18 protein-coding genes are annotated in these 18,780 nt (G+C 67.2%); 6 read left to right on the forward strand and 12 right to left on the reverse strand.

The window, feature by feature from the left end:
• Positions 1–39: 39 nt before the first annotated feature.
• On the reverse strand, positions 40–867 hold the full coding sequence (locus OKA11_RS07840; protein WP_267219656.1) for a DUF815 domain-containing protein: 828 nt from the start codon (positions 865–867) through the stop codon (positions 40–42).
• Positions 864–2,597, reverse strand: a complete 1,734-nt coding sequence (locus OKA11_RS07845) for an acyl-CoA dehydrogenase (RefSeq protein ID WP_267219658.1) — start codon at positions 2,595–2,597, stop codon at positions 864–866. Before OKA11_RS07845 ends, OKA11_RS07840 begins: the two co-directional genes overlap by 4 nt.
• Positions 2,598–2,646: 49 nt before the next feature.
• Here OKA11_RS07845 and OKA11_RS07850 point away from each other — a divergent pair, with 49 nt between their 5' ends.
• On the forward strand, positions 2,647–3,594 hold the full coding sequence (locus tag OKA11_RS07850) for an L-threonylcarbamoyladenylate synthase (protein WP_267219659.1): 948 nt from the start codon (positions 2,647–2,649) through the stop codon (positions 3,592–3,594).
• Between the two features lie 6 nt (positions 3,595–3,600).
• Here the strand turns inward: OKA11_RS07850 and OKA11_RS07855 are convergent, their stop codons facing one another.
• The 5 genes from OKA11_RS07855 to OKA11_RS07875 all read right to left on the reverse strand — a co-directional run bounded on the left by OKA11_RS07855 (position 3,601) and on the right by OKA11_RS07875 (position 8,199).
• On the reverse strand, positions 3,601–3,942 hold the full coding sequence (locus OKA11_RS07855; RefSeq protein WP_267219660.1) for a hypothetical protein: 342 nt from the start codon (positions 3,940–3,942) through the stop codon (positions 3,601–3,603).
• A gap of 132 nt (positions 3,943–4,074) precedes the next feature.
• Entirely contained in the window at positions 4,075–4,608 is a 534-nt protein-coding gene (locus tag OKA11_RS07860) for a CarD family transcriptional regulator (RefSeq protein ID WP_142636627.1), read from the reverse strand.
• A 350-nt stretch (positions 4,609–4,958) separates the two neighbouring features.
• Positions 4,959–5,297, reverse strand: a complete 339-nt coding sequence (gene fdxA, locus OKA11_RS07865) for a ferredoxin FdxA (protein WP_142636629.1) — start codon at positions 5,295–5,297, stop codon at positions 4,959–4,961.
• A gap of 15 nt (positions 5,298–5,312) precedes the next feature.
• Positions 5,313–5,609, reverse strand: a complete 297-nt coding sequence (locus OKA11_RS07870; protein ID WP_142636631.1) for an RNA-binding S4 domain-containing protein — start codon at positions 5,607–5,609, stop codon at positions 5,313–5,315.
• Positions 5,610–5,643: 34 nt separating this feature from the next.
• Positions 5,644–8,199, reverse strand: coding sequence for a helicase-related protein (locus OKA11_RS07875; protein ID WP_267219661.1), 2,556 nt, complete (start codon positions 8,197–8,199; stop codon positions 5,644–5,646).
• A 272-nt stretch (positions 8,200–8,471) separates the two neighbouring features.
• On the opposite strand from OKA11_RS07875, the gene OKA11_RS07880 reads away from it, so the two are divergent.
• The 5 genes from OKA11_RS07880 to OKA11_RS07900 all read left to right on the forward strand — a co-directional run bounded on the left by OKA11_RS07880 (position 8,472) and on the right by OKA11_RS07900 (position 12,553).
• Positions 8,472–10,016: a M23 family metallopeptidase gene (locus tag OKA11_RS07880; RefSeq protein ID WP_267219663.1), complete on the forward strand. Its 1,545-nt coding sequence runs from the start codon at positions 8,472–8,474 to the stop codon at positions 10,014–10,016.
• Positions 10,017–10,116: 100 nt separating this feature from the next.
• Positions 10,117–11,112: a porphobilinogen synthase gene (gene hemB / locus OKA11_RS07885; protein ID WP_267219664.1), complete on the forward strand. Its 996-nt coding sequence runs from the start codon at positions 10,117–10,119 to the stop codon at positions 11,110–11,112.
• Between the two features lie 4 nt (positions 11,113–11,116).
• The gene (locus tag OKA11_RS07890; protein ID WP_267219665.1) at positions 11,117–11,692 is read left to right on the forward strand and encodes a GNAT family N-acetyltransferase; all 576 of its coding nucleotides are present in this window, start codon (positions 11,117–11,119) and stop codon (positions 11,690–11,692) included.
• Between the two features lie 22 nt (positions 11,693–11,714).
• Positions 11,715–12,272: a gamma carbonic anhydrase family protein gene (locus OKA11_RS07895; protein WP_267219666.1), complete on the forward strand. Its 558-nt coding sequence runs from the start codon at positions 11,715–11,717 to the stop codon at positions 12,270–12,272.
• Complete coding sequence (locus OKA11_RS07900) at positions 12,272–12,553, forward strand: DUF167 domain-containing protein (protein ID WP_267219667.1); 282 nt, start codon at positions 12,272–12,274, stop codon at positions 12,551–12,553. The genes OKA11_RS07895 and OKA11_RS07900 overlap by 1 nt, the downstream gene beginning before the upstream one ends.
• On the opposite strand, the gene OKA11_RS07905 is transcribed toward OKA11_RS07900, so the two are convergent.
• The 5 genes from OKA11_RS07905 to clpA form a co-directional block, all read right to left on the reverse strand.
• Positions 12,543–13,181 carry a YoaK family protein gene (locus OKA11_RS07905; RefSeq protein ID WP_267219669.1) on the reverse strand — a complete coding sequence of 213 codons (639 nt, stop codon included), beginning with the start codon at positions 13,179–13,181 and terminating at the stop codon, positions 12,543–12,545. The two genes, OKA11_RS07900 and OKA11_RS07905, sit on opposite strands and share 11 nt — an antisense overlap.
• 28 nt (positions 13,182–13,209) lie before the next feature.
• The gene (locus OKA11_RS07910; RefSeq protein ID WP_379489315.1) at positions 13,210–13,608 is read right to left on the reverse strand and encodes a group II truncated hemoglobin; all 399 of its coding nucleotides are present in this window, start codon (positions 13,606–13,608) and stop codon (positions 13,210–13,212) included.
• Positions 13,609–13,675: 67 nt separating this feature from the next.
• Positions 13,676–15,280 carry a cisplatin damage response ATP-dependent DNA ligase gene (locus OKA11_RS07915; protein ID WP_267219672.1) on the reverse strand — a complete coding sequence of 535 codons (1,605 nt, stop codon included), beginning with the start codon at positions 15,278–15,280 and terminating at the stop codon, positions 13,676–13,678.
• Positions 15,281–16,285, reverse strand: a complete 1,005-nt coding sequence (locus OKA11_RS07920) for a ligase-associated DNA damage response exonuclease (RefSeq protein WP_267219674.1) — start codon at positions 16,283–16,285, stop codon at positions 15,281–15,283.
• A gap of 67 nt (positions 16,286–16,352) precedes the next feature.
• Entirely contained in the window at positions 16,353–18,722 is a 2,370-nt protein-coding gene (gene clpA, locus OKA11_RS07925) for an ATP-dependent Clp protease ATP-binding subunit ClpA (protein WP_267219675.1), read from the reverse strand.
• Positions 18,723–18,780 lie beyond the last annotated feature (58 nt).

An 18,780-nucleotide genomic window follows, 5' to 3' on the forward strand; every position in this document is an offset into this window, starting at 1 on the left:
GAAATGACAACGGGGGGCCATCGGCCCCCCGTTTTCGATTCAGACGACCTTGCCCGTGCGCCCTGCCAGTTCGGTGACATATTGCCAGGCCACGCGCCCCGAGCGGGCCCCGCGCCGACGCGACCATTCCAGCGCGTCGCTTTCCTCGAATTCCAGCCCGTACTGTTCGGCATAGCCGTGGATGATCGCGAGATAGGAAGGCTGGTCGCAGTTGTGATAGCCAATCGACAGGCCGAAGCGGTCGGCCAGGGCGAGGCGGTCGTCCACCACGTCGCGGGTGTTGATCGGATCGTCCTGCTCGCTCATCGTGCGGCCGACGATGGCGCGGCGGTTCGAGGTCACGGCAAGGCGGACATTGGCCGGACGCGCCTCGACGCCGCCTTCCAGCCACGAACGCAGCAGGCGCGGGCCGGTGCCGTCGCCTTCCTCGAAGCCGAGATCGTCGATGTAGACGAGGAACTGGCGGTCCACCCGCGCCAGCAGCGCAAACAGCGCGGTGACGCCGTGGAGCGCTTCCTGCGCGACCTGCACCAGCGCGATGCGGCCCGGATGCAGGTCCTGCGCCGCGCGGATGGCGGCGCGGATCACCGCCGACTTGCCCATCCCGCGCGAGCCCCAGAGCAGCATGTCGTGGGCGGCGTGGCCCTGGGCGAGCCGTTCGACATTGGTGACGACACGTTCCTTCTGGGCATCGATGCCGCGCAGCATGGTGAGCGCCGGGGCTTCCAGCACCGGTACCGCGCGGGCCTCGCTGCCGGTCCAGACATAGGCCGGATGGGCCAGCCAGTCGGCGGCGGGGGCGGGGGGCGGCGCCAGGCGTTCGAGAGCGGCGGCAATACGGGTCAGGACGTCGATCTGGTCGGTCACGCAGTCAGTTCCTCGCTGGTGAGGTCATAGAGCAGGTCCGCGCCTCTGGCGGCCTGTGCGAGTGCGCCCATGGCTGCCGGCACGATGTGCTGGGCAAAATAGCGGGCCACCACCTGCTTGCGCTTGGTGAAGCTGGCGGAGAGGTCCAGCGCGGGCAGCGCCGCGACCTGGCGTTCGAGCTGCCAGCCCGCCACCGCCACGGCGCAGGCTTCGAGGAAGGGGACGCTGGCGGCCAGACGGTCGTCGAGCGAACCGGCGATGAAGCGTTCAGCCGTGGCCTTGCAGCCCTGTGCGAGGTCCTGCAGCGGGGCGGAGCCCTCGGCGGCGATCTCGTCCATCAGGGCGAAGAGCACGCCGCCCTGTTCCATGCCGAGCTTGCGGGTGACGAGGTCGGCGGCCTGGATGCCGTTGGTGCCTTCGTAGATCGGGGCGATGCGGGCATCGCGGTAGTGCTGTGCGGCGCCGGTCTCCTCGATGAAACCCATGCCGCCGTGGACCTGGATGCCGAGGCTGGCCACTTCCACGCCCAGGTCGGTGCACCAGGCCTTGACCAGCGGCACCAGCAGTTCGGCGCGCTGCTGGGCGGCACTGTCACCCATGCCGCCGCGGTCGAGCTGGCCGGTGGCGTAGTAGAGCAGGGCGCGGCCGCCCTCGGTCAGCGCGCGCATGCGCAGCAGGGTGCGGCGCACGTCGGGATGCTCGACGATGGCGACGGGGGCCTTGTCGGCCGAGCCCGCGCGGGCGGACTGCACGCGCTCGTTAGCGTAGGCCATCGCCTGCTGCATGGCCCGTTCGGCGATCTGCACACCCTGGGCACCGACATTGATGCGGGCGTTGTTCATCATCGTGAACATGCAGCGCATGCCCTCGTTTTCCGCGCCGACCAGTTCGCCGATACACTCGCCGTTGTCGCCGTAGCTCATCACGCAAGTCGGCGAGGCGTGGATGCCGAGCTTGTGTTCGAGGCTGACGACCTTGAGGTCATTGCGGGCGCCGGGCGTGCCGTCGGCCTCGACATGGTACTTGGGCACCACGAAAAGCGAGATCCCGCGTGATCCTGCCGGCGCGCCGGGGGTGCGTGCCAGCACCAGGTGGACGATGTTTTCGGCAAGGTCATGCTCGCCCCAGGTGATGAAGATCTTCTGCCCGGCAATGCGGTACTTGCCGGCGTGCGGGCCTTCGGTGACCGGCACGGCCGTGCTGCGCAGCGCGCCGACGTCGGAACCGGCCTGAGGTTCGGTGAGATTCATCGTGCCGGACCATTCGCCGCTGACGATCCTGGCCAGATAGGTCGCCTGCTGGCTTTCGCTGCCGTGGTGAATCAGCGCCTCGATCGCGCCCACGGTCAGCATCGGCAGCAGCGAGAAGGCCATGTTGGCGGTGCCCATGCATTCCATCACCGCGACGGCGAGCGACTGCGGCAGGTCCTGTCCGCCGAATGCCTCGGGCGCGGAAATGGAATTCCAGCCGGCTTCCACGAAGTCGCTATAGGCCTTGGCGAAACCTTCCGGCAGCACCACCTTGCCATCGACGAGGCGTGCGCCTTCGGTGTCCCCCAGGCGATTGAGCGGGGCCCATTCGCCCGCCGCGAACTGTCCGGCGCCTTCGACCACGGCTTCGACCACGTCGGGGCTGGCGGCGGCAAAGCGCTCGGTTTCGGCAAGCGCGTCAAGCCCGGCGTTGACGCGCAGGGCAAGAACCTGATCGATGCTGGGGGGATTAAAGCTCATTTTCGCGGTTTTCCTTGGCTTTCCTCGCGACGCGCTATAGCGCCGGGGCATGGAGCGCACCAGTCGACCCGAACGCCTCGCCGCCGATTCCGCAGGGCTTGCCCGCGCCGCCGAACTGCTGCGGGCGAGCGGGCTTGTCGCGATTCCGACCGAGACGGTCTATGGCCTATGCGCCAGGGCGGATCGGGACGAATCCGTTGCCGCGATCTACCGCGCCAAGGGGCGGCCGAGCTTCAATCCGCTGATCGTCCACGTCGCCGACATCGAGGGCGCGCGCGCCGTTGCCCGCTTCGATCCACGCGCCGAGGCGTTGGCTGCGGCGTTCTGGCCCGGGGCGCTGACGATGGTGCTGCCGCTGGCAGAGGGGGCGGCGATCGCGCCTGCGGTGACCGCGGGGCTGCCCACGGTGGCGCTGCGCTGTCCGGCCCATCCGGTGATGCGCGAGGTGATCGCGCGCTGCGGTTTGCCGCTGGCCGGGCCTTCGGCCAATCGCAGCGGCGGCGTCAGTCCGACCACGGCGGAGCATGTCGTTTCCTCGCTTGGGGAGCGGGTGGATGCGGTGGTCGATGGCGGTGCCTGCGAGGCAGGGCTGGAATCGACCATCGTCGCCTTGCGCGGGGATGGGCGCTGGCAGGTGCTGCGCCCCGGTCCGATCCCGCAAGCGCGGATTCGTGCGATTCTCGGCACCGATCCTGACGCCGTGACGTCACAGGAAATCGAGGCGCCGGGGCAACTCGCCAGCCATTACGCGCCCGGCAAACCGGTGCGTCTCGATGCGCTGGACGCCGAGGCGGACGAGTTTCACATCGGTTTCGGCGCGGTGGCTGGTCATGCTTCGCTCTCCGCTTCGGGCGACCTCGCCGAAGCGGCCTCGCGGCTCTATGCGCTGCTGCACGAAGGCGCCGCCGCCGATTTCCCGCGCATCGCGGTGGCACCGGTGCCGGAAGGCGGAATCGGTGCCGCGATCAACGACCGCCTGCGCCGCGCCGCGGCCTGAATCGGGTCAGCGCCGCGGCGGGGTACGCGGGGTGGCGGCCGGCGTCAGATACTGGATTTCGGCGTAGTCGTCGCGGGCCTTGGTGCAGGCATCGCGGTCGCCGCGATCACATTCCTTGAGGTGGCGCTGGTACTGGCGCTCGAGCTTGCCAAGCTTCTCGTCCCGCTTGCGCATGGCGCGACCGCGTTTCTCGTCGGCTTCGGACTGGCTGGTGGTGGCCATGTCGACCGCCGATCCGGCGATGCGAACCGGCGCCGTCACCACGGCGCCCACAGTGCTGACGCAGCCGCCCAGCGGCAGCGCGAGGAGGGCGAGCGGGATCAACGGGGTGCGCAAGGAGCGGGTCATGGCGGCGAACCTGTCACGTCGCGGCTGACAGGACAATGAATACCAGCGCCGGGGCTGGGGGCAAAAGGAAGGGCCGCCCCCTTGCGGGAGCGGCCCTTCCTGAAATCGAGCGATGCCCGTTCCGATCGAGGATCAGACGGCTTCGGCGCTCTCGTAGTACTTGGGAGCATACTCGTTGAGGATCGCGAGGATCTTCTTGAGCGCGCCCTGTTCGTCGGTCTTTTCCATGGCCGCCAGTTCGCGCGCGAGGCGCGAGGAAGCGGCCTCGAAGATCTGGCGTTCGGAATAGCTCTGCTCGGGCTGGTCGTCGGCACGGAACAGGTCACGGGTCACTTCGGCGATCGACACGAGGTCGCCCGAATTGATCTTGGCTTCATATTCCTGGGCGCGGCGCGACCACATGGTGCGCTTGACCTTGGGTTTACCCTTGAGCGTGTCGAGTGCTTCGCGCAGAGTCTTGTCCGAAGACAGCTTGCGCATCCCGATGGCTTCGACCTTGTTCATGGGAACGCGCAGAGTCATGCGTTCCTTTTCGAACCGAAGCACATAAAGCTCGAGCTGCATCCCGGCAATTTCCTGCTTCTGGAGCTCGATAACACGGCCCACGCCGTGCTTGGGATAAACGACGTAATCTCCAACATCGAAGGCATCGGCCTTGGTTGCCATTTATCGTCCTTTCACCTGCAGGTTCTTTGCCTTACCTACGGCCTGGGAGAAACCCGGGGGGTGCGACAATGGAGACAATAGTCTCCGCCGCCCGGTCAGATCACTCTCCCAACCGTCTGCTTTCGAACCCTGCCTCGCAATGAAAACGGCTGCCAAAACGGGCGGGGAGCCCGGGCAGTCGAACGATTATATAGCACCGATGTGATAAAATTACCAGAGCCGTACGCAGAATTAACCCTGCACCACGCGGGGATACCCATGCGCGGTACAGGATCTGGTCGCAAGTGCCTCTGGTCAGAAGGAAACCGCGAGGATTCCGGTCTCCTCCAGGACGCCAGAGCGGGGTAAGATCAGTCGCCCTCGCCGGGTTCGGGCGAAAAATACTTTTCGAGCTTGTTCTCTTCGCCGCGCATGGCGTCGGCATCGGCCGGCGCGTCCTTCTTGGTGGTCAGGTTCGGCCACTCGGCGGAATACTTGGCGTTGAGTTCGAGCCACTGCTCGAGGCCGCTCTCGGTATCGGGCAGGATCGCTTCGGCGGGGCACTCAGGCTCGCAGACGCCGCAGTCGATGCACTCGCTGGGATTGATCACCAGCATGTTCTCGCCCTCGTAGAAGCAGTCCACCGGACAGACTTCGACGCAATCCATGTACTTGCACCGGATGCAATTGTCGGTGACGACATAGGTCATGGCTGCGTATTCCTCTTAGACGGCCTCGTTGCGGTTGGCCGCTGCTATGGGATCAGCGGGCCCCGCGTCAAGCACTCTATAGCAGGACTGCGCCTCGGGGGCAGGGCCGCGGCGTTCGGGAAGCGATAGGATTTCTATCACCCTTGCACCCTGCGCTGTCGGCAGGGTGAGGATATCGCCGCAGACGACCTTCTGGTGGGCCCGCTCGATCCGCTTGCCGTTGATTCGCAGATGGCCGGATTCGGCGAGGCTCTGGGCAAGCGGCCGGGTCTTGGTGAGGCGCAGGAACCAGAGCAGCTTGTCGATCCTCAAGCGCCTGCCTCCGTTCCCGTGCCCGCGGTGCCCATCAGCGGGAGATCAGTTCGCCCAGCGCCGCGAAGGCGCTGTCCTTGCGGATGGGCTGCGGGCGCTGTTCCTCGGCCTGCCGCCGTGGCGGCCGCCAGCGCCAGCGCACCGGGGCCGGGGGACCGTGGGCATCCTCGGCCAGCGGGCGGGGCATGACCGGCTGGAAACCGGCCATGCGCAGCAGGCGGGCATAACTGGCGGTGGTCAGCCCCATCGACACGGCGCGCGCCGGATCGAGCGCGAAATCGCGCGATGCGGCGCCGCTGCCGCGGGCCTCGTGGGCTTCGCGCAGCAGCTTCTCGGCCATGTCGAGGCGGATCAGCTGCTTGCCGAGATTGCGGTAGCCGGGCGCGCGCTGGCGCTTGGCGGCATCCATGGCGGGCGGCATCGCCGCGTCGGGCTCGCCGCCCGGGGCCGGTTTTCCGGCGATCCGGGCAAGCTGGCGCCACAGCGCGATCGGGCCGGGTTTCAGCATGGCGGGAACGAACAGGTCGAGCGCGCCGACCCGCACGCCGAGCCTGGCGAGCATGGTACGGCGCTGCTTGTCGAGCCGGTCGACCCCGGTTTCCTCCCGCGCGCAAAGGCCGCCGCATTCGACCAGCGCGATCAGCAGGGCGCGCAGGTCCGGTCCGGCATCCTCGGTGCGGCTGGCCTCGTCGAGCTTCGCCAGCGGCGCGAGCGGCGCCAGCGCGGTGTCCAGCCAGGCTTCGAGCGCGGCCACCAGGGCCTTGCGCGAAGGGCCGGGCACGGCATCGAGCACGCGGTCGGGCACCAGGGAGGGCGTCAGCAGCGACCGGCCGGGCCCGAGCGCGGCGATTTTCTCGCCTTCCCAGCGGATCTGGCCGGCATCCAGGGTCAGCTCCGCGCTGCCGTCGTGAATCGCGGCGGCCAGGGCATCGGCGCGGCGCTGGAGCAGGGCGGGCAAGTGGCGCTCGGCCGCCGCCAGCAGCAGCTTGCGGTCGGTGAGGCGGGTGCCGGGATCGACCTGGAAGGCGAAACCGCGCAGCGAGCCGATATGCTCGCCTTCGACCAGCACTTCCTCGTCTTCGAGGCGGACCGAGAGCAGTCCGGCGTCGGGGCCGAGTTTCTTCATGAGCACGGCAGTCCTGCGATTGATGAAACGTTCGGTAAGCTTGCCATGAAGCGCATCGGAGAGCCGCGCCTCGACCGCCCGGGCACGCGCCGCCATTTCCTCGCGGGCGAGCACCCAGTCGGGGCGCTGGGCGATATAGGCCCAGGACCGGATCGCGGCAATCCGGCCCTGCAGGGTGTCGATGTCGCCGCCGGTGCGGTCGAGCTGGGCGATCTGCTGGGCCATGTAGTCGGCGCCGAGCTGGCCGTGGCGCAGGTCCTGCCAGAGCCGGGCGACAAAGCGGGAATGGGTCTCCGCACCCTGCTGGCGGAAATCGGGCAGGCGGCAGACGTCCCAGAACCGGGCGACCTGGGCATGGCCGCGCACCGAGGCGGCAATCTCGCCGTCCTCGGAGAGGCGCTTGAGCACGGCCAGGTCGATCGCTTCGGGGGCCGGCGCCAGTTCGGCGCGATCGGGCGGGGTTTCGAGATCGCCGATCAGCGCGGCGATGCTGTCGAAGCGCGGTTCGGGCTCGCGCCAGAACAGCTTGGTCAGCGGCGGGAAGCGGTGCTCCTCGATCGCGTAGATCTCTTCCGGCTCGAATTCGGAATCGTGCCCGCCCGAACCGGTGAGGGTGCCGAAGCTGCCGTCGGTCTGGTGGCGCCCGGCGCGTCCGGCGATCTGCGCCATTTCCGAGGTGGTCAGGCGGCGATGGCGGCGCCCGTCGTATTTCGAGAGCCCGGCAAAGGCGACATGCTGGACATCGAGGTTGAGCCCCATGCCGATGGCATCGGTGGCGACGAGATAGTCGACTTCGCCCGACTGGTAGAGCTCGACCTGCGCATTGCGCGTCTGCGGGCTGAGCGCGCCCATGACCACGGCGGCGCCGCCGCGAAAGCGCCGCAGCATTTCGGCGATGGCGTAGACCTGCTCGGTCGAGAAGGCGACGATGGCACTGCGTGGCGGGATCCGGCTGAGCTTCTTCGCGCCGATATGCGAGAGCGTGGAGAAGCGCGGGCGGGTGATCACCTCGACGCCGGGCACCAGTGCCTTCACCAGCGGCTCGATGGTGGAAGAGCCCAGGATCATCGTCTCCTCGCGCCCGCGGGCGTGGAGCAGGCGGTCGGTGAAGACATGGCCGCGCTCGCGGTCGGCACCGATCTGGGCCTCGTCGATGGCCACGAAGGCAAGGCTGCGGTCGGTCACCGGCATCGCTTCGGCGGTGCAGAGCAGGTAGCGCGCGTTCTTCGGCTCGATCCGCTCCTCGCCGGTGATCAGCGCGACGTTGGCCTCGCCCTTGATCTTGCAGACGCGGTCGTAGACCTCGCGGGCGAGCAGGCGCAGGGGGAAGCCGATGGCACCGCTGGAATGGGCGCAGAGCCGCTCGATGGCGAGGTGGGTCTTGCCGGTGTTCGTTGGTCCGAGCACCGCCTTGACCCCGCTGGGAGCGTCGTTTCGCGACGAAGCATGCGGCTTGTAAGGCATTACCCGCCTGATTTGGCATTCGCGCCGGGCGCCCGCAAGACTCGGTTCGCCGAAAAACGGGTCAGAAATCCACAGCGTTAGGTGGCAATTAACCTTGTTGGCGCAGAAGGCAGGGCCAAGCCCTTCGTCGGGCGCGCGATTTTTGAAGCCCCAGGCTTCGCAACAAGGACGGGCATCTGTTCAAGGATCTTGGACATGGCGGGGGGCTGGAAGAGCGCCTCGAAGCGGGGCAGGGCGGCGCGCAGGCTGCCGTGCTGTCGCATGCGCAAGTCGTGCCCGAATCCCTGGTTGCACCGTCTCCCGCCGCCCCGTCGGACGCCGCCGCCAGACCGCGTCTGGCGCAGCGGATCGGCGCCTGGAAGCATGGCATCGAGCACTGGTGCCAGCGCATCGAGATCGCCCCAGACCTTGCCTGCGACATCGGCAGCCGCCGCTGGCTGCGCGGGATGGCGACGATGCTGGGTCTGTCGGTGGCCGCGATCGCGCTGTGGCCCGATTTTTCGTCGGTCGAGGCGGCCACCGCCGTGCCGCTCAAGGCGCGCGAGCGCGACGAGTTCCGCAGCCAGACGATCGCGCCGCTGGCGCTCGGCGCCGATGCCGGGCGGCACATGGGGGCCAGCCCGCTGGTCCGCCCGCTTGACAGCGTGCCGGAACGGCCGAGTGTCGATCTGGTCGCCACCTTGGGCCGGGGCGACAGTTTTGCCCGGATGCTCGAACGGGTCGGGGTCAGCGATGACGATGCCGGGCGCATCGGCGCGCTGGTCGGACAGGCGGTGCCGCTCGACCAGATCGAACCGGGCACGCAGTTCGATGTGACGCTGGGCGCCCGGCCTGCCCCCGGCGCTCCGCGGGCCCTGACCGCGATGAACTTCCGCGCGCGCTTCGACATGGACCTGACGGTCCAGCGGGGCGGCGGCGGCTTGTCGCTGGTGCGCCATCCGATTCATGTGGATGAGACGCCGCTGCGGATTCGCGGCACGGTCGGCTCCAGCCTCTATCGCTCGGCGCGCAATGCCGGGGCTCCGATCGCGGCGATCCAGGCTTACCTTCAGGCCATCGACAAGTATGTCAGCCTTGAAAGCGATATCCGCGGCAACGACGAATTCGACATCGTCATGGCCTACAAGCGCTCGGCCAAGGGCGAGCGGCAGGTGGGCAATCTGCTCTACGCGGGCCTTGAACATGACGGCAAACCCCGCCTGCAATTGCTGCGCTGGGGACAGGATGGCGAGATGGTGGCCGCTGCCGGCCTTGCGGAATCGCGCAGCACGGCGGCGGGCATGCCGGTGGCCGGGCACCAGACTTCGCCCTACGGTATGCGCCGCCACCCGATTCTGGGCTACGTTCGCATGCACGCCGGGATCGACTATGGCGCGGCCTATGGCTCGCCGATCTATGCCGTTGCCGACGGTGTGGTGAGTTTCTCGGGCCGTCATGGCGGCCACGGCAACTATGTCCGTCTCGAGCATGGCGGCGGCCTTGGTACCGGCTACGGCCACATGAGCCGCATCGCGGTTTCCGCCGGAACCCGCGTCCGCGCCGGGCAGGTGATCGGTTATGTCGGGTCCTCGGGGCTTTCGACCGGGCCGCATCTCCACTTCGAAGCCTATCGCGGCGGACAGACGATCAATCCGGCGGGTCTGCGCTTCGTGTCGGGGCCGCGCATCGACGGCAAGGAGAAGAACGCGTTTGACGCGCGCATGAAGGCGCTGCTCAACGTGCAGCCGGGCGAGGCGCTGAGTTCGGTCGCGCCGGCGCTCAATGCCTCACCGGGCGCCCGGCGCGAGATCGACCGGCTGGAGCCCAAGACCTTCTGATCCGTTCGGTTTCCGGCATGCGCGCGGCGCAAGCGGGTTTGCGCCCTTGGACAGTCCGTCTCATTGAACCGGCCGGCATTTTGCGGCTAACACGGCGGTCATGACTGGAGCCTATCCCCACACCCGCCTGCGCCGCCCGCGCGCCAAGGCCTGGAGCCGCGCCATGTACCGCGAGACGGTGCTCACCCCCGCAGATCTGATCTGGCCGGTCTTCGTGACCGAGGGTGAGGGCGTGGAGCAGCCGATCCCCTCGCTTCCCGGCGTTTCGCGCTGGTCGGTGGACCTTCTGGTCGAACGCGCGAGGGAAGCGGCGGACCTTGGCATCCCGTGCCTGGCCCTGTTCCCCGATACCCAGCCCGAACGCCGCAGCGACGACGGCGCCGAGGCGCTCAATCCTGACAACCTGATGTGCCGTGCCCTGCGTGCCATTCGCGCGGAACTGGGCGAGCGGATCGGCCTGCTGACCGACGTGGCGCTCGATCCTTATACCAGCCACGGACAGGATGGTCTGCTGGGCGAGGACGGCTATGTCCTCAACGACGAGACGATCGCGGTGCTGGTCGGCCAGTCGCTCAATCAGGCGCGGGCCGGTGCCGACATCATTGCGCCCTCGGACATGATGGACGGCCGCATCGGCGCGATCCGCGACGCGCTGGAGGACGAGGGCTTCGTCAACGTCCAGATCATGAGCTATGCCGCCAAGTATGCCTCGGCCTTCTACGGCCCGTTCCGCGATGCGGTGAACACGCGCGGGCTGCTCAAGGGCGACAAGAAGACCTACCAGATGGACCCGGCCAACAGCGAGGAAGCGCTGCGCGAGGTCGAGATGGATCTGGCCGAGGGCGCCGACAGCGTCATGGTCAAGCCGGGTCTGCCCTATCTCGATATCGTGCGGCGGGTGAAGGAGACCTTCGAGGTTCCCGTCTTCGCCTACCAGGTCTCCGGCGAATACGCGATGATCGAGGCGGCGGTGGCGGCAGGGGCTGCGGACCGCGACGCGATGGTGCTGGAAACCCTGCTGGCCTTCAAGCGCGCGGGTGCTTCGGGCGTGCTGACCTATCATGCCGTCCACGCGGCGCGGCTCCTGCAGAAGTGACGTCATGACGGACTTCCGCCTCGAAACCGACCGGCTGGTGCTGCGTAGCTGGCAGCGCGGCGACATCGCGCGTTTTGCCGAGGTGACCAACAATCCCGAGGTCATGCGCTGGCTGGGCGGGGTGATGGACGCGGAGCGGCTGGCCCAGTCGGAAGCCCGGATGATCGGTTTTCACGAGAGCTATGGGCACACGTTCTGGCTGGTCGAGCGCAAGGCGGATCATGGCGATCTCTCGGGCGAGCTGCTGGGATTCTGCGGGCTCAAGAAGATCGACGCGCCGGGGGCCTCGTTCCCCGGCGCGTTCGAGATCGGCTGGCGGATGCGCACTGACGCTCATGGCAAGGGCTATGCCAAGGAAGCGGCGATCGCCTCGCTCGATGCCGGGTTCGCAATGTTCGGCGCGGAGGAGATCTATGCGCTGACGGTGATCGAGAACGAGGCCAGTTGGGGTCTGATGCGAAGGCTGGGCATGCGCCGCCGCGAGGAGCTCGATTACGACGATCCGCGCTTCGACATGCCGCTGCGCCGGACGATCGTCCATTCGATCACGCAGGCCGAATGGGCCGCGCAGCCGCGCTGATCCTGGCGGGGAGGGAACGACAATGAATCGCACCGACGTGACTGTGGCTGCCTTCAATGGCAAGGCGCCGCGCATCCATTCCAGCGCCTTCATCGCGCCGGGCTGCCGGATCATCGGCGATGTCGAGATCGGGCCGGACGTCAGCATCTGGTACAACTGCGTGATCCGCGCCGATGTGAATCGCGTGGTGATCGGTGCGCGGAGCAATGTGCAGGACGGCACGGTGATTCACTGCGACAGTCCCAAGCCCTCGCGGCCCGAAGGGTATCCGACGCTGATCGGTGAGGACGTGCTGATCGGGCATATGGCGATGGTCCATGGCTGTACGCTCGAGGATCGCGCCTTTGTGGGCCTTGGTGCCATCGTCATGGACGGTAGCCATATCGAATCCGACGGGATGCTGGCGGCGGGCGGGCAGCTTACCGGCAAGCGCATCGGCGCGCGGCAGCTCTGGATGGGGCGTCCGGCCAAGTATCTGCGCGATCTCGACGAGGCGGCGATTGCCGGCAACCAGGCGGGCGTGCAGGCCTATGTCGAGCGCGGCCGCCAGCATGCCGAGGCGCTGGGCCTCACCCGCTGATGGCCAAGCCCAAGCTGGCGCTTCCTGCCGCCGAAGCGGTGCGGGCCTTGATCGATTCCGAGCAGCGGCTGGCCGTGCGGGTGACACCCGGCGCCAAGGTCGAGGCATTGGAGATCGCCGACGGGCGGATTCAGGTGAAAGTCCGCGCCAAGCCCGAAGACGGCAAGGCGAACGAGGCCGTGCGCGCGATTCTGGCGGCGGCGCTGGATCTGGCACCCTCGCGCATTGCCTTGTTGCGCGGCGCAACTTCGCGCGAGAAGCAGTTTTCCATCACACTGTAGTGCGCGCGATGCGCAAGCCGGCGAAGGTAACGGCCAGACCGCAGGCCACCGCCAGCACCAGGCAGGCCGGTCCATAGGCAAGGAACAGGCTGGCGCCGCAGGCGGCCCCGCAGGCGAGCGCCAGCCACAGGGCGATGAACGAAGCCAACCCTTCTTCGCGCCGTCCGGTGACAAGCCCGCCAAGCCCCAGTCCGATCCGCACCAGCGCGCCGGTCAGATAAGTGAGCGCGATCGGCGTCTCACCCTGACGCAAGGCGGTGTTGAGCGCCCCCATCGCCAGCACCAGCGCGGCCATCATCGGCGCCCGCTGTCCGGCCAGGGCAAGGGCGTAACCGATCGCCAGCAGGGCGCTCACCAGCCCGAGCACTGCAGGCTTGCGCCAGATGCCCGCCCGATCGGCGGCGATATGACCGAGCGCCACTCCCAGTACGAAACCAAGGATCAGCAGGGCGGGAATCACTGCGCGCGGCGTGTCGGCGATCAGTTCGGTCGCCAGCCGGGTCGTGTTGCCCGACATGAACGAGACGAAATAACGGTCCGCAGAGAGGAAACCCACGGCGTCGACATAACCGGCCAGCCCGGCAAGGGCGGCGGCCAAGAGGCGGCGGGGACGATCGAGCCGGTTCACATCGCGACGATAGCGGCAGATCTGCGCTTTAGCGACCCATGCCGCGCGCCATGCGGGACAGTACGTCGGTCATGGCCTGCGCGATGGTTTCGGGCTGCGGCGCGACATCGGCGATGGCCCGGGTCATCGCCTCGGCCCATTGTCCGGCGGTCTGGCGGTCGATGGGGAAGTCGCGGTGCATGCTCATCATGCATTTGCCGGGATTGGCCTCGAACCAGTCGCGCGGACCGCCCGCCCAGCCAGCGAGGAAGCGCGGCAGGCTCCGGCGCATCGGCTCAAGGTCCGGGGCATGCATCGCGCGCAGTTCGGCATAGGCCGGGTCCTGCTCCATCAGGTCGTAGAAGCGGTTGGCGATGGCGTCGAACACGGGGGCGCCGCCGATCTGGTCGTGCGGGGATTGGGTCGTTTCGGTGGTCACGGGGCAGATCTCTCCGGCGCGCAAGGGGTGATGCTGATCGAATAGACCAGACGTTCCACGTGGAACTTGATCCGCGTCAATCGCGCACCAATGCCCGCAAGGTTTCGATACGATCTGCCTCGTGCGCGGGCTTGTCGGCGCGGATGCGGTGGATGCGGGGGAAGCGCATGGCGAGGCCGGACTTGTGGCGCTTGCTGTGGTGGACCGAATCGAAGGCGACTTCCAGCACCAGCGACTTGTCGGTCTCCCGCACCGGGCCGAAGCGATTCACCGTGTGACCCCGCACATGGCGATCGAGCCATTTCAGTTCCTCGTCGGTGAATCCGAAGTAGGCCTTGCCGACCGGTAGCAACTGCGCGCCGCCGTTCGCCGGATCATCGGGATCGCCGTCCCAGCAGCCGAAGGTGAAGTCGGAATAGAACGAGGACCGCTTGCCGCTGCCGCGCTGGGCATACATCAGCACGCAGTCGATCAGCAGCGGATCACGCTTCCACTTGTACCAGAGCCCGGTCTTGCGCCCTGCGACATAGGCACTGTCGCGGCGCTTGAGCATGACTCCCTCGATCGCATCCTCGCGCGCCTTTTCCCGTATCGTGGCGAGCTCGGCGAAGGTCGCAGCCGGAATCACCATGCTGAGGTCGAAATGGTCGGGATCGAGGCGCGGGATCAGCGCTTCCAATCGGGCGCGGCGTTCGCTCCAGGGCAGGGGGCGCAAGTCCTCGCGCTCCAGGATCAGCACATCGTAGAGGCGCACGAAGGCCGGGTATTCGGCCAGCATCGTCTTCGAGACGGTCTTGCGGCCAAGGCGCTGCTGCAAGGCGTTGAAGCTGGCGGCGCCGCCTTCCTCGCGCCCCTGATGCGCGCCGCGCACCAGCAGTTCGCCATCCAGCACGGCATCGACATCGAGGGCTTCGGCGATCTCCGGAAAGCTCCCCGAGATATCGTCGCCCGAGCGCGAATAGACGCGGGTTTCGCCATTGACCCGCACCACCTGTACGCGAATCCCGTCCCACTTCCATTCGGCAGCATAGTCGGAAAGATCGAGTTCGGCCGCTTCCAGAGGATGCGCCAGCATGAAGGGGCGGAACAGCGGCAGGTCTTCGCAGGACGGCGGCGCGGCCCCGCGCGCGGCCCAATCGAACAGTGCGGCATAAGGCGGCTGCTGACCGTGCCAGTGTTCCTCCACGTCCTCCACCGCCACGTCGAAAGCCTGTGCGAAGGCCGTCTTGGCGAGCCTTGCGGAAATGCCGATCCGCATGGCGCCGGTGGCCAGCTTGAGCAGGGCATAGCGCTGGTCGGCATCGAGCCGGTCGAGCAGGCGCGGCAGTTCGGTCATGACATTGGCGCGAGTCATGCGGGACAGCGTGTCGACGGCTTCGCTGACCGTCGGCGGGTCTTCGGCGATGTCCGGGCCCGGCCAGAGCAGGCTGGCGGTTTCCGCCGTATCGCCCACGTAGTCGCGGCTGAGCGACCAGAGCACCGGATCGACGCGCACGGTCATCAGGTTGCGGATCGTCGAACTTTTCACGGCCGGAAAGTCGAGCCCGTCGGTCAGTGCGGCCAGCGCCCAGCCGCGATCGGGATCGGGGATGTCGCGCAAGTAATCCGCCAGCAGCTTCAGCTTCGCATTGCGGCTGCGCGTATAGACCAGCGCGTCGAGCAGGGCGGCGAAGCGCTTCACTCAATCGTCCTCGTCTTCATAGCCGACAAGGGCGAGCGCCCGCGCGCGGCGCTGATTCAACGCGCACCAGTGCAGCAAGGCGTCTTCGCGCCCGTGGGTGATCCAGGTCTCGCCCGGATTCACGTCGGTCACGGTCTGCGTGAGTTCGTCCCAATCGGCGTGGTCGGAGATGACCAGCGGCAGTTCCACCATTCGCTGCCGTGCCCGTTGGCGCACGCGCATCCAGCCAGAGGCCATGGCGGTGATCGGATCGGGCAGGCGGCGGCTCCAGCGGTCGTTCAGCGCGGAGGGCGGGGCGAGCACGATGCTACCCGCCAGATCCGGCGTCTTGACGTCACCCACCAGCCGCAGGTCACCCAGATCGACACCGAATCTCTCGTAGAGCCGGCACATGGCCTCCATTGCCCCGTGCAGATAGATCGGCTGCAGATGCCCGGCGCGCCGCAATTCGGCGATCAGGCGCTGCGCCTTGCCGAGCGCATAGGCACCGACCAGAACGCAGCGGTCGGGATTGGCGCAAAGCGCCGCAAGAAGCTTGGCAATCTCGTGCTCGACGGGCGGGTGGCGGAACACGGGGAGTGCGAAAGTCGCCTCGGTCACCAGCACTTCGCAGGGCACGACTTCGAAGGGGAGGCAGGTCGGATCGGGGCGGCGCTTGAAATCGCCGGTGACCACGACGCGCTCGCCCGCATGTTCGAGCAGGATCTGCGCCGATCCCAGCACATGCCCAGCTGGCACGAACGTGGCGGAAACGCCTCCCGCCAGGCGCAGGGTTTCGCCGTAGGCCACCGGCACCGCGCCCTCGCGGGTGGCGTAGCGCAGTTCCATGATTGCCAGAGTCGCGGGCGTGGCCACCGTCTCGCCGTGCCCACCGCGCGCGTGATCGGCATGGCCATGCGTCACCAAGGCGCGGGCGACGGGATGCGAGGGATCTATCCAGCAGTCGGCGGGGACGACATGGATGCCGTGGGGTTCGGGTCTGATCCAGGCGAAATCGCGGGCCATGAAAGGAAAATGGGGCGGAAACCGCGTGGTTCCCACCCCATTTCTTCTTGAGTCGGATCAGGCCCGATCAGTCGTCGGCATTGGCTTCCGGATGGGTGCCGGGCTTCTTGGCCGTCTTCTTCGCGGGGGCCTTCTTCTTGGCCTTGACCACCTTCGGCGCGGCGGGCGTCAGTTCGAAGCTGAGCGCGTCCTCCTTGACCGAGACATGGACTTCGCCGCCCTGCGCCAGCTTGCCGAACAGCAGTTCCTCCGCCAGCGGCTGCTTGACCTTCTCCTGGATGACGCGGGCCATCGGCCGCGCCCCGTAGAGCTTGTCGTAGCCGCGATGGCCCAGCCATTCGCGGGCGTCGGAGTCGAACTGGATGTGGACGTTCTGGTCGGCCAGCTGCAGTTCCAGCTGGAGGATGAACTTGTCCACCACCCGGCTGATCGTTTCCTTGGCGAGGTAGGCGAAGGGCACGATGGCATCGAGACGGTTGCGGAATTCCGGCGTGAAGAGCTGCTTCACGGCCTCGTCGCCGGCATCCTGCTTGGAGACGTCGCCAAAGCCGATGCCCTGGCGGGCCATGTCCGAGGCGCCCGCATTGGTGGTCATGATCAGCACCACGTTGCGGAAGTCCACGGTCTTGCCGTGGTGATCGGTCAGCTTGCCGTTGTCCATCACCTGCAGGAGGATGTTGAACAGGTCCGGGTGCGCCTTCTCGATCTCGTCGAGCAGGAGCACGCAGTGCGGCTGCTGGTCCACCGCATCGGTGAGCAACCCGCCCTGATCGAAGCCGACATAGCCCGGAGGGGCACCGATCAGGCGGCTGACCGAATGACGCTCCATGTATTCGGACATGTCGAAGCGCTGCATCGGGATGCCCATGATCTGGGCCAGCTGCTTGGCGACTTCGGTCTTGCCGACGCCGGTGGGGCCGGAGAACAGGAACGAGCCGATCGGCTTGTCCGGATCGCGCAGGCCCGCGCGGCTCAGCTTCATCGCGGTGGAGAGCACCTCGATGGCCTTGTCCTGGCCGAACACCACGCGCTTCAGATCGCGTTCGAGATTCTCGAGCGCCTTCTTGTCGTCCGAGCTGACCGACTTGGGCGGGATGCGCGCCATCGTCGCGATCACCTGCTCGATCTCGCGGGCGGTGATCGTCTTCTTGCGGCGGCTGGGGGGCACCAGCATCTGCATCGCGCCCACTTCGTCGATCACGTCGATCGCCTTGTCGGGCAGCTTGCGGTCATTGATGTAGCGCGCCGAAAGCTCGACCGCGGTCTTGATCGCATCGGGGGTGTACTTGACCTTGTGGTGTTCCTCGAAGGCCGAGCGCAGCCCGCGCAGGATCTTGATGGTGTCTTCCACGGTGGGTTCGTTCACGTCGATCTTCTGGAACCGGCGCAGCAGCGCGCGGTCCTTCTCGAAGTGGTTGCGGAACTCCTTGTAGGTGGTCGAACCGATGCAGCGGATCGTGCCGCCCGACAGCGCGGGCTTGAGCAGGTTCGAGGCATCCATCGCGCCGCCGCTGGTGGCGCCGGCGCCAATCACCGTGTGGATCTCGTCGATGAACAGGATCGCGTGCGGCATCTTCTCGAGTTCGGAGACGACCTGCTTCAACCGTTCCTCGAAGTCGCCGCGATAGCGTGTGCCCGCCAGCAGCGAGCCCATGTCGAGCGAGTAGATCACCGCCTCGTTGAGCACCTCGGGCACTTCGCCTTCGACGATCTTGCGCGCGAGACCCTCGGCGATGGCGGTCTTGCCGACGCCGGGATCGCCCACGTAGAGCGGATTGTTCTTCGAACGGCGGCAGAGGATCTGGATCGTGCGGTCCACTTCGGGGCCGCGGCCGATCAGCGGGTCGACCTTGCCCAGCAGCGCCTTCTCGTTGAGATTGACGGTGAACTGGTCAAGCGCCGAATCCTTCTTGCTGGCGCTCTTGGTCTCGGTCTTCTCGTCGGGCGTCGGGGCCTGGTCCTCGGCGCCCTTGGGCGAACGCTCCTCGACGCGCTTGCCGCCCTTGCCGATGCCGTGGCTGATGTAGCTGACGGCGTCGAGGCGGCTCATGTCCTGCTGCTGCAGGAAATAGACGGCATAGGAATCGCGCTCGGAGAACAGCGCGACCAGCACGTTGGCGCCGGTGACGGTGTCCTTGCCCGAGGACTGGACGTGCAGGATTGCGCGCTGGATCACCCGCTGGAAACCGGCGGTGGGGGCAGGGTCGCCCTTTTCCTCGGTCTTCAGCGACTGGTATTCCTGGTCGAGATACTGGCGCACGACGTCGCCAAGGTCGCCGAGATCCACGCCGCATGCCTGCATGACCTGTGCCGCGTCCGGATCGTCGATCAGGGCGAGCAGCAGGTGCTCGAGCGTGGCGTACTCATGGCTACGCTCCGATGCGTGCGAGAGCGCGGCGTGCAGGGTCTTTTCTAGGCTTTGCGCGAAGCTGGGCATCTAGGAAACTTCCTTGTGGGAGGGAAACGTCCCTTGTCGGGCCTTGTCAGGGAGTCCG

Origin of the sequence: Novosphingobium clariflavum (assembly GCF_026420865.1) — a bacterium.
In the GTDB taxonomy this organism is placed as follows: Bacteria; Pseudomonadota; Alphaproteobacteria; order Sphingomonadales; family Sphingomonadaceae; genus Novosphingobium; species Novosphingobium clariflavum.

What these genes read in the sequence shown, in the direction of transcription:
- OKA11_RS07845 (WP_267219658.1), bottom strand. Translation starts at nt 2,597, where the DNA reads ATGAGCTTTAATCCCCCCAGCATCGATCAGGTTCTTGCCCTGCGCGTC.
- OKA11_RS07850 (WP_267219659.1), top strand. Translation starts at nt 2,647, where the DNA reads ATGGAGCGCACCAGTCGACCCGAACGCCTCGCCGCCGATTCCGCAGGG.
- OKA11_RS07855 (WP_267219660.1), bottom strand. Translation starts at nt 3,942, where the DNA reads ATGACCCGCTCCTTGCGCACCCCGTTGATCCCGCTCGCCCTCCTCGCG.
- OKA11_RS07860 (WP_142636627.1), bottom strand. Translation starts at nt 4,608, where the DNA reads ATGGCAACCAAGGCCGATGCCTTCGATGTTGGAGATTACGTCGTTTAT.
- fdxA (WP_142636629.1), bottom strand. Translation starts at nt 5,297, where the DNA reads ATGACCTATGTCGTCACCGACAATTGCATCCGGTGCAAGTACATGGAT.
- OKA11_RS07875 (WP_267219661.1), bottom strand. Translation starts at nt 8,199, where the DNA reads ATGCCTTACAAGCCGCATGCTTCGTCGCGAAACGACGCTCCCAGCGGG.
- hemB (WP_267219664.1), top strand. Translation starts at nt 10,117, where the DNA reads ATGACTGGAGCCTATCCCCACACCCGCCTGCGCCGCCCGCGCGCCAAG.
- OKA11_RS07890 (WP_267219665.1), top strand. Translation starts at nt 11,117, where the DNA reads ATGACGGACTTCCGCCTCGAAACCGACCGGCTGGTGCTGCGTAGCTGG.
- OKA11_RS07895 (WP_267219666.1), top strand. Translation starts at nt 11,715, where the DNA reads ATGAATCGCACCGACGTGACTGTGGCTGCCTTCAATGGCAAGGCGCCG.
- OKA11_RS07900 (WP_267219667.1), top strand. Translation starts at nt 12,272, where the DNA reads ATGGCCAAGCCCAAGCTGGCGCTTCCTGCCGCCGAAGCGGTGCGGGCC.
- OKA11_RS07920 (WP_267219674.1), bottom strand. Translation starts at nt 16,285, where the DNA reads ATGGCCCGCGATTTCGCCTGGATCAGACCCGAACCCCACGGCATCCAT.
- clpA (WP_267219675.1), bottom strand. Translation starts at nt 18,722, where the DNA reads ATGCCCAGCTTCGCGCAAAGCCTAGAAAAGACCCTGCACGCCGCGCTC.